General features: G+C 39.2%; 14 protein-coding genes. All 14 read left to right on the top strand.

Annotated elements, in window-relative coordinates:
* Positions 1-177: 177 nt before the first annotated feature.
* The 14 genes from AN964_RS17810 to AN964_RS17745 all read left to right on the top strand — a co-directional run bounded on the left by AN964_RS17810 (position 178) and on the right by AN964_RS17745 (position 13,869).
* On the top strand, positions 178-1,563 hold the full coding sequence (locus tag AN964_RS17810) for a peptide MFS transporter (protein WP_055740978.1): 1,386 nt from the start codon (positions 178-180) through the stop codon (positions 1,561-1,563).
* 167 nt (positions 1,564-1,730) lie between these two features.
* On the top strand, positions 1,731-3,056 hold the full coding sequence (locus tag AN964_RS17805) for a phenylacetate--CoA ligase family protein (protein ID WP_055740977.1): 1,326 nt from the start codon (positions 1,731-1,733) through the stop codon (positions 3,054-3,056).
* Positions 3,057-3,097: 41 nt separating this feature from the next.
* Complete coding sequence (gene paaA, locus AN964_RS17800) at positions 3,098-4,063, top strand: 1,2-phenylacetyl-CoA epoxidase subunit PaaA (RefSeq protein ID WP_055740976.1); 966 nt, start codon at positions 3,098-3,100, stop codon at positions 4,061-4,063.
* A gap of 382 nt (positions 4,064-4,445) precedes the next feature.
* A complete protein-coding gene (paaB, locus tag AN964_RS17795) occupies positions 4,446-4,808 on the top strand; it encodes a 1,2-phenylacetyl-CoA epoxidase subunit PaaB (RefSeq protein WP_235950495.1) in 363 nt (120 codons plus the stop codon).
* On the top strand, positions 4,786-5,592 hold the full coding sequence (gene paaC / locus AN964_RS17790; protein WP_055740974.1) for a 1,2-phenylacetyl-CoA epoxidase subunit PaaC: 807 nt from the start codon (positions 4,786-4,788) through the stop codon (positions 5,590-5,592). The genes paaB and paaC overlap by 23 nt, the downstream gene beginning before the upstream one ends.
* A gap of 17 nt (positions 5,593-5,609) precedes the next feature.
* Complete coding sequence (gene paaD, locus AN964_RS17785; RefSeq protein ID WP_055740973.1) at positions 5,610-6,110, top strand: 1,2-phenylacetyl-CoA epoxidase subunit PaaD; 501 nt, start codon at positions 5,610-5,612, stop codon at positions 6,108-6,110.
* Positions 6,111-6,171: 61 nt separating this feature from the next.
* Positions 6,172-6,465, top strand: coding sequence for an EthD family reductase (locus tag AN964_RS17780; RefSeq protein ID WP_055740972.1), 294 nt, complete (start codon positions 6,172-6,174; stop codon positions 6,463-6,465).
* Positions 6,458-7,234 (top strand): enoyl-CoA hydratase-related protein, encoded by a 777-nt coding sequence (locus AN964_RS17775; protein ID WP_055740971.1) that lies wholly within the window; start codon positions 6,458-6,460, stop codon positions 7,232-7,234. Before AN964_RS17780 ends, AN964_RS17775 begins: the two co-directional genes overlap by 8 nt.
* A 13-nt stretch (positions 7,235-7,247) precedes the next feature.
* Positions 7,248-8,021 carry an enoyl-CoA hydratase-related protein gene (locus tag AN964_RS17770; protein ID WP_055740970.1) on the top strand — a complete coding sequence of 258 codons (774 nt, stop codon included), beginning with the start codon at positions 7,248-7,250 and terminating at the stop codon, positions 8,019-8,021.
* Between the two features lie 13 nt (positions 8,022-8,034).
* Positions 8,035-8,898: a 3-hydroxyacyl-CoA dehydrogenase gene (locus AN964_RS17765; RefSeq protein WP_055740969.1), complete on the top strand. Its 864-nt coding sequence runs from the start codon at positions 8,035-8,037 to the stop codon at positions 8,896-8,898.
* Positions 8,898-10,097, top strand: coding sequence for an acetyl-CoA C-acyltransferase (locus tag AN964_RS17760; RefSeq protein ID WP_055740968.1), 1,200 nt, complete (start codon positions 8,898-8,900; stop codon positions 10,095-10,097). The genes AN964_RS17765 and AN964_RS17760 overlap by 1 nt, the downstream gene beginning before the upstream one ends.
* A 321-nt stretch (positions 10,098-10,418) precedes the next feature.
* Positions 10,419-11,306 carry a phenylacetic acid degradation operon negative regulatory protein PaaX gene (gene paaX / locus AN964_RS17755; RefSeq protein ID WP_055740967.1) on the top strand — a complete coding sequence of 296 codons (888 nt, stop codon included), beginning with the start codon at positions 10,419-10,421 and terminating at the stop codon, positions 11,304-11,306.
* A gap of 130 nt (positions 11,307-11,436) precedes the next feature.
* Entirely contained in the window at positions 11,437-12,393 is a 957-nt protein-coding gene (locus AN964_RS17750) for an NAD(P)H-dependent flavin oxidoreductase (RefSeq protein WP_055740966.1), read from the top strand.
* Between the two features lie 474 nt (positions 12,394-12,867).
* On the top strand, positions 12,868-13,869 hold the full coding sequence (locus AN964_RS17745; RefSeq protein WP_055740965.1) for an ABC transporter substrate-binding protein: 1,002 nt from the start codon (positions 12,868-12,870) through the stop codon (positions 13,867-13,869).
* Positions 13,870-13,880 lie beyond the last annotated feature (11 nt).

Below are 13,880 nucleotides of genomic sequence, written 5' to 3'. Positions count from 1 at the left end.
GTTAAAAAATTCAAATGTAAATAATGATAAGGCTTCGAAAGATTAATTTTAACTAATCCCTTAATTAAAAAGATTTCCAATTTTTCTTTTTCTAACAAATTTATTGACGATTTAATTGTTAATAAATTATGCTAATTCTATATTAAAATAATTTTTACTATTGAGGGGAGCGAAATTATGGAGGCAACAGTGAATAATCAGCAGGATTCCAATAAATCGCGTAAAAAACACCCACCGGGTCTTTATTTGTTATTCTTAACTGAGATGTGGGAGCGCTTTAGTTATTATGGAATGCGGGCTATCCTAGTCCTTTATTTAACGAAATCGCTTGTTAACGGCGGTTTAGGAATGAATGAAAGTTTTGCCTTAGCACTTTATGGTTTCTTCACAGGAGCTGTATATTTAACACCTTTAATTGGTGGATGGTTATCAGACCGTTTCCTAGGTCAACGCTTGGCAATAACGCTTGGCGGTATTACAATGGCAATTGGAAACCTTGTTTTATTCGGCATCCATAGTGAAGCCGGTGTTTATTTAGGTCTAATTATTCTGATTATTGGGAACGGGTTTTTCAAGCCGAATATCTCTACCATTGTTGGGGAGTTATATGAAAAAGATGATCCAAGACGTGATCCTGCGTTTACAATCTTTTACATGGGGATTAATGTCGGTGCATTCTTTTCACCGCTTATTATTGGTATGATTACAGACAAGCTATTTGCAGTTCATAATAATGGTGTTATTGCCTACGGTTATAAGTATGGTTTCTTGGCGTCTGCAATCGGAATGGTCATCGGTCAAGTTTTATTTAATCTTTTAGGAAATCGTTACCTTGGTGACATTGGTAAAAAACCGGTTGGAAAACCGAAGGAAGCTGCTGGCGGAGAAAAAATAAAAGCGCCATTAACTAAAAAAGAAAAACAAAGAACAGCAGTGGTTGTTATTCTAACTGTATTTGTTATTTTCTTCTGGGCTGGATTTGAACAAGCTGGTGGGGCATTAACTGTTTACACAGATAAATTCGTAAACAGAAATGTATTCGGATTTGGAATTCCAACATCATGGTTCCAATCAGTGAATCCATTATTTATCGTTCTTTTGGCACCTGTTGTTTCTGCATTTTGGATTAAGCTTTCTCATTCAAAACGCGGGGATATGCCTGTACCAACAAAAATGGGACTTGGAATGATCTTGCTAGGTATTGGTTATCTTGTCCTATTATTAGCAATTATGCGTACCGGAAGCAATGAACATGATATTACAGTGAAAGCTAATTTATTGTTCATTGTTGTCACGTATCTATTCCATACAGTAGGGGAACTGTTCCTTTCACCAGTTGGTTTATCCACTGTAAGTAAGATCGCTCCTCTAAAATATGCATCATTATTGATGGGTGTTTGGTTAGCAAGCTCTGGTATTGCAAATATATTAGCAGGTCAATTAGGTAGCTTCACTGAATCATTAGGTTACTTTGAAGTATTTGGCTTAATTGGATGTGTTACGATCGTATTTGGTATTATTTTATTAGGATTTTCCAGAAAACTTGTGAAAATGATGGATTAAGCCGGAGATATATTCTCCGGTTTTTTTTTTAAGTAAAATGGGAAGTTGAATTTTCAGAATCAAATTGACAATTGTGGTTTTAGGTCGTATTCTATAATTAAATATGACGGTAAAATGTATAGACGGAAAAAATACGTCATATTAATGAGTGGGTAAGGAGGAAATATATGATTTTGCATGATATTGAATCTGCCGAAAGAAAATCCATCGAAGATCAGCAGCTTCATGATTTGCAAAAAACGATTGAAAGAGTGTATGAACGTGTTCCATTTTACCGAAATAAGCTTCAAGAAAGTAATGTAAATCCTGATAGCATTCAAACTTTGGATGATATTAAGAAATTGCCTTTCACGACGAAACGTGACCTAAGAGATCATTACCCATTCGGATTATTTGCTTCGGAACAAAAAGATCTTGTCCGTTTGCATGCCTCATCAGGAACTAGTGGAAAACCAACAGTAGTTGGATATACAAAGAAGGATATTAAGGACTGGGCAATCATTGTTGCAAGAGCGATCTCCATTGTCGGTGGCGGACCGGAAGATATTCTGCAAAATGCTTATGGATATGGTTTATTCACGGGCGGGCTGGGGCTTCATTTTGGCGGTGAAGAATTAGGGGTAACGGTTATACCAATATCTGGAGGAAATACAGAACGACAAATTTCCATCCTTGAGGATTTTAAACCTACTATACTTTGTTCTACACCATCCTATGCCTTAAATATAGGAGAAAAGATGCTGGAAATGGGAAAAGACCCGAGGTCAACCACTTTAAAGTACGGTATCTTCGGTGCAGAGCCATGGTCTGAAGAAATGAGAAAGAAATTAGAGGAACTTTTTGATATAAAAGCTTGTGATATATATGGTTTAAGCGAAGTGGTTGGACCCGGAGTCGCAATGGAATGCAGTGTCGGGCAGGACGGTTTACATATAGCAGAAGATCATTTTCTAGTTGAAGTCATAGACCCTATAACATTGGAACCCGTTCAGGAGGGAACAATTGGAGAGCTTGTTTTTACCAGCCTCAAAAAGGAAGCGCTTCCAATTATTCGATATCGAACAGGAGATATAGCATCCATCACCAAAGCCAAATGTATATGTGGAAGAACTACAACACGTATGTCGAGGGTGAAAGGGCGTATTGACGACATGATCATCGTGCGAGGCGTCAATGTTTTTCCATCCGAAATAGAGCACCATCTGATTCAAATGAAAGAATTAGCACCTCATTATCAATTACATCTTCATAGAACATCCTCCTTAGATGAAGTAGAGCTGCATGTTGAAATAACTGGAGAGCTTTATCAAAAAACATCACAGAATCTAAAACACCCAATACTGCAAGCATTAAAAGCCGAAATTCAAGAGAAAATGAAAACCTATTGTTATGTGACCATGAATGTTGTATTGCTGCCACCAAAATGCATTGCACGCTCAGAAGGAAAAGCAGTAAGAATTATCGATCATCGTAAAGAAATAGTAAAAAAATAACACCTTCATAGAGAAAACGGAGAATAGAAAGGGGATCAGATATGAGCACAGTCGATTTTTCTAAATTGACGGAGGAAGAGAAGCTGCAGCAATTTATGGAACGAATTGAAAATGGCGAAAAGATAGAAGCCGACGATTGGATGCCGGATGAATATCGAAAAGTATTAATTAAGCTTATATCTATGCATGGCATCAGTGAAATCATGGGGGCGCTCCCTGAAAAGGAATGGGTTCCAAAGGCACCATCATTACGAAAGAAATTAGGAATTATGGCGAAGGTACAAGATGAAATGGGGCATGGACAGCTCCTTCTCAGGGTTGTGGAGGACCTTCTTGAACCATTGGGAAAAAACAGGGAAGACATCATGGAGGATCTCTTAACTGGAGATTTAAAATTTCATAATGTGTTTCATATGGAAGCTCCAACCTGGGCAGATGCAGGTATTATCGCATGGCTTGTTGACGGAGCCGCAATTATGACACAAACCAATATGCTACAAGCATCATACGGTCCATATTCCCGTGCACTGCATCGTATTTGTGCAGAGGAAGTATTTCATGCCCAACATGGTGAATCCATTATCATGGCATTAGCGGAAGGGTCAGAACAGCAAAGAGCGATGCTGCAAGAGGCGATCAATCGCTGGTGGCAATCCTTACTGATGTTTTTTGGACCAGCAAGTGCTGAGACTACCGGTTCCTCTAAGCAGGATATCACGATCAAATATAAAATACGGACGAAAACAAATGAGCAGCTGCGCCAAGATTTCTTTACAAAATACGTACCACGAGTATTAGCGCTGGGATTTAAGATCCCGGACGATACGATGCATTTTGATGAAGAAAAGGGGAAATGGGTCTATCAGGAGCCGGATTGGTCTGAATTCAAAAAAATAATTGCAGGTCATGGCCCAAAATCACAATCAAGATTACAGCTAAGAAGAATGGCTTTTGAAAATAGCCGCTGGGTCCGTGAAGCCTTAGGAGCGAAGAGTGACGCAATGTAGGGAAAGGAAACTAGCGGACAGAGGAACCGTTATTGTATTGAAAATCAGTGTTTTTAACATGAATTTAAGCAAATAACGGAATGTATGTCCTCTAACTCCATAAAAGTGAAGTTTTTTAGCAAAATAGCGGAACCAGAGTCCGCATAAATGTACACAAGTTAGGCAATCGGACAGGAGAACCGTTATCTGTGACAAAATGGCTAAAATCACAAGTTAAGCGGACAGAGGATCCGTTATTGTATTGGAAATCAGTGTTTTTAACATGAATTTAAGCAAATAACGGAATGTATGTCCTCCAACTCCATAAAAGTGAGGTTTTTCAGCAAAATAGCGGAACCAGAGTCCGCATAAATGTACAAATCCCGATGGAAGGATGAGGTTTTTGCAGAACGAACAATTTTACCATGTGTTTGAAGTATTCAGTAAACGAAATCATAAATCAGATTTCCAGCATCAATTCAGTTTACTTGCTCCGAATCATGAAATGGCATTAGTAATGGCTCAGGAAAATTTCATGAGGCGGGAGCCTGTGGTAGATATATGGGTTGTGAAACGTTCTGATATTACAAAGCTACAACCTGAAGAAAAAAAGGCATTAGAACGGCTCGATAATAAAGAATACCGCCTTACAAAAGGATATGGATATTTGAAAAAGAAATGGCGGAAATACGAGCAGCAAGTGCTGGATGAGAAGGAAATTATGTCATGGGGAGGGCGTCAGAATGGACCAGGCGATTCAAAATAACGAATATAAAACTGCTTTGGTGGAACTTTTATACCAGCTGGCAGACGATGATTTTATCCTTGCTTTTCGTGGTTCAGAATGGCTTGGTTTGGCCCCTCATATTGAGGAGGATATCGCATATGCATCGATAAACCAAGCAACGATGGGGCATGCAGTGATGTACTATGAACTTCTTGAATCGTTGGGGGAAGGTGCAGCAGATGTGCTTGCCCACGAACGAAAAGCATCAGAACGAAAAAATGCTATATTACTAGAGTTAATGAACGGAACAGGCACCTACTTAGAAAATCCAAACTACGATTGGGCTTTCACAGTAGTCAGACATTATTTCTATGATATTTATAAAAAACTAAAACTGGAATCTCTAAAACAATCCTCCTATCTTCCGTTAGCTCAAGCAGCCACCAAAATAAAAATGGAACAATATTACCATGTTATGCATTGGAAGGTTTGGTTCAACCAGCTAATCTTGAGCGGAGGAGAAGCGAAAACACGAATGCAAGCTGCCATTCAAAAAGTTTGGGATGAATTTGCAGATGTCTTATCGTACGGGACTCATAGCCAAGATTTTTCAAAATATAAATTAATAGAGGAAGAAAGCCTCTTTAAGCAAAAATGGGAAGCTGAAATGAAACAAGTTTTTGAAAAGGTAGGCATTGATTATCCAGGATTTCCAACTGCCAAAAAAGGAGATGGACGCTCAGGAATGCATACCGAGGATTTGAATCAAGCATTATCCACCTTAAGTGAAGTATACAATCTCGATCCACAGGCAGCATGGTAGGAAAGGTGAGGGGAGAAGTGGAATCGTTTGAAGCATTACAATTCAACGTTCTGAAAAAATTGGAAGATGTAAAGGATCCTGAAATTCCCTTGGTAAGCGTAATCGATCTTGGGATGATTTCGGATGTGCAATTGGGAAGGGATGGAAGTGTGAAAATTAAAGCGCTTCCTACCTTTGTTGGTTGTCCCGCATTAGAAATTATTAAGAAAAATATTAAAGAAGCTATTCAAATGGTGGAGGGAGTAAAAGATGTTGAGGTGGAATTCGTGTATGACCCTCCTTGGACATCCGACAGAATTTCGGAAAAAGGAAAAGAAAACCTAAAACAATTTGGAATTGCTCCACCGCCAAAATTTATAGAAGAAAAGGAACTATGGGATGTAGAATGTCCGTATTGCGGTTCCCACTATACAACAATGGAGAATCTGTTCGGACCAACAGCATGCAGAAGCATTTTATACTGTAAAAGCTGCAAAAACCCATTTGAGGCTATGAAGCCGATTTCTAATTTAATGTAAATAAGAAGTCGGCGCTAGAGCTAGACAATTGAAACTAAAAAAAAAGAGAGGATGTATGCCCATGTATAAAATGATCGCTTTATTTAAAAAACCGGAGGACACTGAAAAATTTGACCGATATTATTTCGAAACTCATATCCCAATAACAGAAAAAATACCAGGACTTAGGAAAGTAGAAATTACAAAAATGTCGGGGTCAAGCCCATATTATTTAATGTGCGAAATGTATTACGACAGCAAAGAAGCTTTTAAAGAGGCATCAAAAACAGAGGAGTCAAAGGCATCAGGAAAGGATGTTATGGACTTTGCGGGCGATCTTGTGACATTCATGTTTGGTGAAGAAGTCAATGGCTGATTATAAGTACATACAAGTTGAGACGAAAGATCAGCTTGGCTTGGTCATGCTTAATCGTCCTAAGGTACTGAATGCGTTAAATCGCCAAATGGTTTCAGAGATTGTTCAAGCATTAGAAAGCTTCGAACAAAATGACCGTATTCGTGTAATGGTTGTTTACGGTAACGGCAGAGCGTTTGCGGCGGGAGCGGATATTGACGAAATGGCAGTCGATAATCCAGTTAGCCTTGAACTTCTAAACCAATTTACCGAATGGGATCGGCTTTCTTTATTGAAAAAGCCAGTTATTTGTGCAGTGCACGGATTTGCCTTAGGAGGCGGCTTTGAATTAGCATTAGCTTGCGATTTATTGTTTGCAGCGGAGGATACTAAATTTGGCTTTCCTGAGGTCAATTTAGCGGTTATGCCTGGAGCGGGTGGGACGCAAAGGCTCACAAAGTTAATTGGAAAAACGCTAGCCTTAGAATGGCTTTGGTCAGGAGAAATGAGAGAGGCAGGAGAAGCCAGCCGGTTAGGAATTGTAAACAAACTATTTCCTAAAGAAGTGCTAATAGAGGAAACAATTAAATATGCGCAGATGCTTTCTAAGAAGCCACCGCTTTCTCTGCGTCTCATAAAGGAATCGGTTTCAAAGGCAGTGGATTATTCCTTATATGAAGGAATGCAATTTGAAAGGAAAAATTTCTACTTACTATTTGCATCTGAGGATCAAAAAGAAGGTATGAATGCGTTTATCGAGAAGAGAAAGGCAAATTTTAAGGGCAGGTAAAGGTGGGGTATGGATGTTTGATACGATTCTTTATGAAGTAAAAGATCATGTGGCATGGATCACGATGAACCGTCCACAAAACTTAAACGCATTTAACAGCAAGATGAAAGAGGAAATAACGAAGTCTATTAAACTGGCAGCAAATGATAAAGAAGTAAGGGCTATCGTTATTACTGGTGCTGGGAGAGCATTTAGTTCCGGTCAGGACCTGCAGGATGTAGAAGTGGATACCGATTATGGTGAACTAATAAGAAAATACTATAATCCGATGATAAGGCAAATCGCTTCAACAGAAAAGCCGATTATTGCAGCTGTAAATGGAACAGCTGCCGGTGCGGGTATGAGCCTTGCTTTAGCTTGTGACTTTAGATTAGCTTCATCAAAAGCGAGTTTCATAGAAGCCTTTATCCATGTTGGCTTGGTTCCTGATTCCGGCAATTTTTATTACTTGCCAAGGATGGTGGGGCATGCAAAAGCAATGGAATTAGCCATCTTAGGGGAAAAAGTTTCAGCAGAAACGGCAAAAGAATATGGATTGGTTACCAAAGTAATTTCGATTGAAAATTGGGATGAAGAAGTAGAAGCATTTGCCCTAAAGCTAGCAAACATGCCAACGAAAACAATCGGGTTGATAAAGAGATATATGCATCAAAGTTGGGAATCCAATCTTTATGAAATGCTGGAAAAGGAAGCCTATGCCCAAAAAATCGCCGGGCAAACGCTTGATCATAAAGAAGGGATCGCAGCCTTCCTGGAAAAAAGAAAGCCTCATTTTCTAGGAGAATAAGGAGGTAAATCGGTTGATACAAAATATTTCCGTAATCGGCTCTGGTGTAATGGGAAGGGGAATAGCTTATACCGCTGCTATTAGTGGATTTTTCGTGCAGCTATTTGATGTAAATGAAGATGCACTTTCCCATGCCCAGGCAGAAATAGAAGGGATTTTTTCGAAAGGAATCGAGCGGAAGAAAATTACTCCTGACCAAATGACCATGGCAAAAAATAATCTATTATATGTGACAGACTTTAAAAAAGCTCTCGGGTCCGCCGATTTAATCATAGAAGCAGTTCCGGAAAAAATCGAAATTAAGAGACAGGTATTTGAAGAGATGGATGCAAATGCCCCGGAGACTTGTATTTTTGCATCCAATACTTCAACAATGAGTCCAACAGAATTAGGTTCTTTTACAAAGAGACCAAATAAAGTGATTGCCATGCATTTCTTTAATCCCGTTCATAAAATGCCTCTTGTGGAAATTATTAAAGGATTGGAAACAGATGAAGAGACGGCGAATCAAATCAAATCTACTGCTGAGCAAATGGGGAAGGAGACCGTGATCGTAAATGAATTCCCGGGTTTTGTGACAAGCAGAATAAGCGCCTTAGTTGGAAATGAGGCATTTTATATGCTACAGGAAGGAATTGGTTCACCACAGGATATTGATAAAGCGATTAAGCTTGGATTGAATTATCCAATGGGCCCATTTGAATTAGCTGATCTAGTCGGTCTCGATACAAGACTGAACAATCTTCAATATTTACACAAAACACTCGGTGAAAAGTATCGTCCAGCCCCGCTGCTTATTCAGTATGTGAAAGCAGGACGTCTTGGCAGAAAAACTGGCAAAGGGGTATACGATTACACCAATAGGAGTGATGGTTAATGGAAACGATCGTCATTGTAGATGCAGTACGTACTCCGATTGGAAGATACAAGGGCGCTTTAAAAAGCATCCGTCCAGATGATCTGGGTGCCATTGTCATTAAAGCATTGGTTGATAGAAATCCAGGACTTCCTATTCAAGAAATAGAAGAGGTCGTGTTTGGGAATGCGAATCAAGCTGGGGAAGATAATCGCAATGTGGCGAGAATGTCCGCATTACTAGCAGGCTTGCCGGTTGAAACTGCAGCAACCACGATTAATCGTCTTTGCGGATCCGGACTTGATGCGGTTAATTATGCAGCAAGAGCCATTGCCTTAGGAGACGGGGGAATTTTTATTGCAGGCGGTACGGAAAGTATGACAAGGGCACCTTTTGTCATGGGGAAGTCAGAATCCGAGTTCCCGCGAGGTAATACCGAGCTTTTTGATACAACGATTGGCTGGCGTTTTGTGAACCCGCGTATGAAGGAGATGTATGGGACAGATTCGATGCCGGAAACTGCGGAAAATGTCGCCAAAAGGTTTAATATTTCCCGGGAAGAACAAGATTTGTTTGCTTTTGAAAGTCAAATGAAGGCGAAAAAAGCTGTATCCGCAGGGGTGTTATCCCGAGAAATCGTCCCTGTAACTGTATCCGATAAAAGAGGGAATCAGATGGAAGTTTCTTTAGATGAACATCCTCGGCCGACAACAACACTGGAAGCATTAGCAAAACTAAAGCCGTTATTCGCAGGGGGAACCGTAACAGCAGGGAATTCTTCTGGTGTGAATGATGGAGCTTCTGCCCTTTTAATGATGAGTGAAAGAAAGGCAAAAGCTCTTGGCTTTAAACCGTTAGTAAAATTCCGGAATGGTGCAGTGGCAGGACTTGAGCCGGCTGTAATGGGGTTAGGGCCAATTTATGCAACAAGAAAATTGTTAAAAAGAGCAGGTGCTTCTATAAAGGACATTTCATTGGTGGAACTGAATGAGGCATTTGCTTCTCAGTCACTGGAATGTATAAAGCAAATGGAAGTAAATCCGGAGATTGTGAATGTAAATGGCGGTGCCATTGCTTTTGGGCATCCACTAGGTGCCAGTGGAGCAAGAATTTTAACAACATTAATTTATGAAATGAAACGAAGAAATGCAGAATTGGGACTTGCGACGATGTGTATCGGTGTTGGTCAAGGCATCGCAACGCTTGTTGAAAATATATAGCTAGACTCTGTCAAGCTACAAGTGAAATTGGCACTTTAAATTTCACCAGCACCTATCGGCTAGCGGATTTCTCCGTCTTCTCCCAACGATAAGTCAACATCAGTTGAAAATGGAAGTGCTATTTTCACTTGTTCGTGAACTACCTCACTGTGTTTCCTTTATCTCAGTCGAAAACTACGAAATCCGTACGCCGATAGGCAAGGCGCTTCTGCTTTTCTAATTTGCTGTTCATTGTCGAAAAGTTGTGAATTTGATAGAATACAAACACTAACAATTTTGAGACGAAAGCAAATATACAATAAAAAGGTAGTGAAAATATACATGAACAGCAGTTTAAACACAAGATCAATGATATTTACCCTGTATGGTGATTATATTCGGCATTATGGAAATGAAATTTGGATTGGCAGCTTGATCAGGTTATTAAAGGAATTTGGACATAATGAGCAATCTGTCAGGGCTGCCATTTCTAGAATGTACAAACAAGGCTGGGTAGATTCAAGAAAGGAAGGGAATAAAAGCTATTATTTTTTAACTTCACGCGGGATTGATCGGATGGATGAGGCGGCAAAACGTATTTTTAAGCTCAATCCGGAAAAATGGGATGGAAAATGGAGAATGCTGATTTATTCCATTCCCGAGGAAAAAAGAAATATACGTGATGAGCTCCGTAAGGAATTGCTGTGGAGCGGATTTGGTTCCATTGCAAACAGCAGCTTTATTTCCCCTAATGATTTAACGAAGCAAGTTTATATGTTAATAGATAAATATGATATTAAAGAGTATGTCCATTATTTTATAGCAGAATATAGCGGTCCACGGGAAAATCAGACACTTGTTAAAGAGTGCTGGGACTTAAACGACATTAATGAACACTATAAAACATTTATCGATTTTTATTGTAAAAAATTCTCCCAAGATAAAAAGAAAATCGCTAAGAATCAAATGACACAGGCGGAGTGTTTTGTGGAAAGAACAAAGCTTGTCCATGAATACAGAAAGTTTTTATTTATTGATCCGGGATTACCGGAGGAATTGCTTCCTAAAAAGTGGTTAGGAAACAAAGCTGCGGATCTATTTACTGAATATTATCGGGAACTTACAGAACCGGCATGTTACTTTTTTGAAGCTGTTTTTAAAGATGGTAATGAAATAAAAATGAATGAAGAATATGATATGTTTCATCATCCTCTTATTATAGAAGAATAGTAAAGGCGGTTTTCCGTCACTTGGTACAAATTTAATGCAAATTAGGCTACGGGGCATCTTTTCTTATAAAGTTCAAAGCAACAAGGTTAAGAAAAGAGCCATTGTAAAATGAACTTTCGGGGGCAGTCTCATGAATCAAGTAACAACAATTCTCGGTATTGAGAGACCAATTATACAAGGCGGAATGGGGAATATTAGCAATGCTAAACTTACTGCTGCAGTTTCTGAGGCAGGGGGCTTAGGAACCATTGGAACTGGCACAATGAATATAGCAGAAATTGAAAACATTATGGTAGAAACAAAGCATTTAACCAAAAAGCCCTTTGCCGTAAATATTCCCGTTTCCGTTCATCCGGAAGCAGCTAAAATAGTAGAACTTATTATAAAACATGATATTCCAGTAGTATCCTTATCGGCTGGCAACCCAGCACCATTTATTCCACTCTTTCATGATAAGCATGTTAAAGTGATGGTTGTCACAGCTAGTGTGAAACACGCCAAAAAGGCGGAAGAAGCCGGAGCGGATATCATTGTAGCGGAAGGCGTGGAGGCAGCTGGAATAAACTCTCCCTATGAAACAACAACGATGACCTTGATTCCGCAGATTGTTGATTCTGTAGATGTTCCTGTTGTTGCAGCAGGAGGAATTGCAGATGGCAGAGGGATGTTAGCTGCATTTGCGTTAGGAGCACAGGGGGTGCAAATGGGAACAAGATTTGTAGCTACGAAGGAAGCTCCTTTTTCAAAAGAATATAAAAAGAGAATAATAGATGCAACAGACCACAGTACCGTGGTAATAGGGAGATCTTTAGGAAGAGTAAGAAGGGTATTAGATGGGGAGTATGCTAAATCAATTTTATGGAAGGAAAAAAATGGTTTAACGATTGGGGAATATGAAGAACTAACAACGGAAGAATTTCATTGTAACGGAGCTTTAGATGGAAATGAACAAAAGGGATTTATGAATAGCGGTCAGATCGCTGGCTTAATTAGAACAATTCCAACCGTTAAAGATGTAATCGATTCGATGTTGAAGGAATACGAACAGCAGTTGAAGTATTTAACTAACCTAAATGTTCATAAGTAAAAAATATGATAATGGAATTTTTTAAATATTTTAAATTGAATTGACCGAATATAGCATAAAATGTTAATATAACGTTAATTAAACGTTAGCTTTTATTTCGTAATAGGAAAAGCGGAGGCGCCTTGTTCATCGGTGTACGGATTTAGTAGTCGCTCACCTCGAGATAAAGGAAACACAGTGAGGTTGTTTACGAACTGATGTTGACTTATCGTAGGAGGGAGACGGAGAAATCCGCTAGCCGATGGGCGCTGCAGCTAGACAGAGTCTGTACATGATAATAAAAGCTTTTTTAATGCAAACAATCATGAAGAAATGAAACCGTTTTCAGTGGGGGAGGAATGTAAAAAAACTAAGCTTTTATTACAGCTAGGTGTAGTCATTCTTTGTTTATAGGATGAAGGTACAAAAATTTCTAGTCAAATAGGTTTTACATGCAATTCTCATTCAAAAAAATATTTTTAAAGGGGTATTGGAATGATGAAATGGAAAAAAACCGCTGTTGTATTATTAAGTACCATTCTACTAGCTGCTTGTGGTTCCAAAACATCGACGCCTTCATCATCGGGGGGACAAGCAAATAAGGGAGAATCAAAGGAAAAAACATATACCATCGGGGTTACCCAGATTGTCGAACATCCATCACTAGACGCTGCATTTAAAGGTTTTAAAAAGGCAATAGAAGATGGTGGAATAAAAGCCGAATATAAAATACAAAACGCACAAGGCGATAATAGTGCGAATACCTCAATCGCAACAAATTTAGTTAACTCAAAAGTTGATCTCATCTTCGCAAACTCTACACCAAGTGCTCAAGCAGTAGCAAGTCAAACAAAAGATATTCCGATTGTCTTTACTTCTGTCACGGATCCAATAGGGGCAAAGCTTGTTTCTTCTATGGAGAAACCGGGCGGAAATATTACAGGAACAATCGATACCCACCCAGAAGCAATTCCAAATACCTTGAAATTTATGAAAGAAAAGCTAAATATTACGAAAGTTGGTATGGTTTATAATTCCGGTGAACAAAATTCACGTGCACAAGTAGATAACGTAAAGAAATTAGCCGGCGATATCGGCCTGACAATTAAGGAAGCTTCCGTCGCAACTTCTGCTGATGTTAAACAGGCTACCGAATCATTAGTAGGAAAAGTGGATGGATTATATATCATTTCTGATAATACCGTCGTGTCCGCTTTAGAATCGGTTATTTCTGTCGCCAATAAAAATAAGCTTCCAATGATGGCTGCCGAGTTTGATTCCGTTAGAAAAGGGGCTTTTGGGGCATACGGCTTTGAATATTATGATATTGGTTATGAAGCTGGACAAATGGCAGTCAAAATATTAAAGGGTGAAAGCAAGCCTTCAGATATTCCTGTTCAGGTTCCGCAAAACCTTAAGCTAGTCATAAATAAAAAGACAGCAAGCACCATCGGTATTGACATTAAAGATGATTGGAAAGCAGAAACTACTGAATAAATAGGAGATGG

The organism is Heyndrickxia shackletonii, assembly GCF_001420715.1.
GTDB classification, from domain to species: domain Bacteria; phylum Bacillota; class Bacilli; order Bacillales; family Bacillaceae_C; genus Margalitia; species Margalitia shackletonii.
This window is presented reverse-complemented; position numbering and strand designations above follow the sequence as displayed.

Excerpts from the sequence above, each read along its gene's own strand:
- AN964_RS17810 (WP_055740978.1), top strand. The coding sequence starts at position 178 with ATGGAGGCAACAGTGAATAATCAGCAGGATTCCAATAAATCGCGTAAA.
- AN964_RS17805 (WP_055740977.1), top strand. The coding sequence starts at position 1,731 with ATGATTTTGCATGATATTGAATCTGCCGAAAGAAAATCCATCGAAGAT.
- paaA (WP_055740976.1), top strand. The coding sequence starts at position 3,098 with ATGAGCACAGTCGATTTTTCTAAATTGACGGAGGAAGAGAAGCTGCAG.
- paaC (WP_055740974.1), top strand. The coding sequence starts at position 4,786 with ATGGACCAGGCGATTCAAAATAACGAATATAAAACTGCTTTGGTGGAA.
- AN964_RS17780 (WP_055740972.1), top strand. The coding sequence starts at position 6,172 with ATGTATAAAATGATCGCTTTATTTAAAAAACCGGAGGACACTGAAAAA.
- AN964_RS17775 (WP_055740971.1), top strand. The coding sequence starts at position 6,458 with ATGGCTGATTATAAGTACATACAAGTTGAGACGAAAGATCAGCTTGGC.
- AN964_RS17770 (WP_055740970.1), top strand. The coding sequence starts at position 7,248 with ATGTTTGATACGATTCTTTATGAAGTAAAAGATCATGTGGCATGGATC.
- AN964_RS17760 (WP_055740968.1), top strand. The coding sequence starts at position 8,898 with ATGGAAACGATCGTCATTGTAGATGCAGTACGTACTCCGATTGGAAGA.
- paaX (WP_055740967.1), top strand. The coding sequence starts at position 10,419 with ATGAACAGCAGTTTAAACACAAGATCAATGATATTTACCCTGTATGGT.
- AN964_RS17750 (WP_055740966.1), top strand. The coding sequence starts at position 11,437 with ATGAATCAAGTAACAACAATTCTCGGTATTGAGAGACCAATTATACAA.
- AN964_RS17745 (WP_055740965.1), top strand. The coding sequence starts at position 12,868 with ATGATGAAATGGAAAAAAACCGCTGTTGTATTATTAAGTACCATTCTA.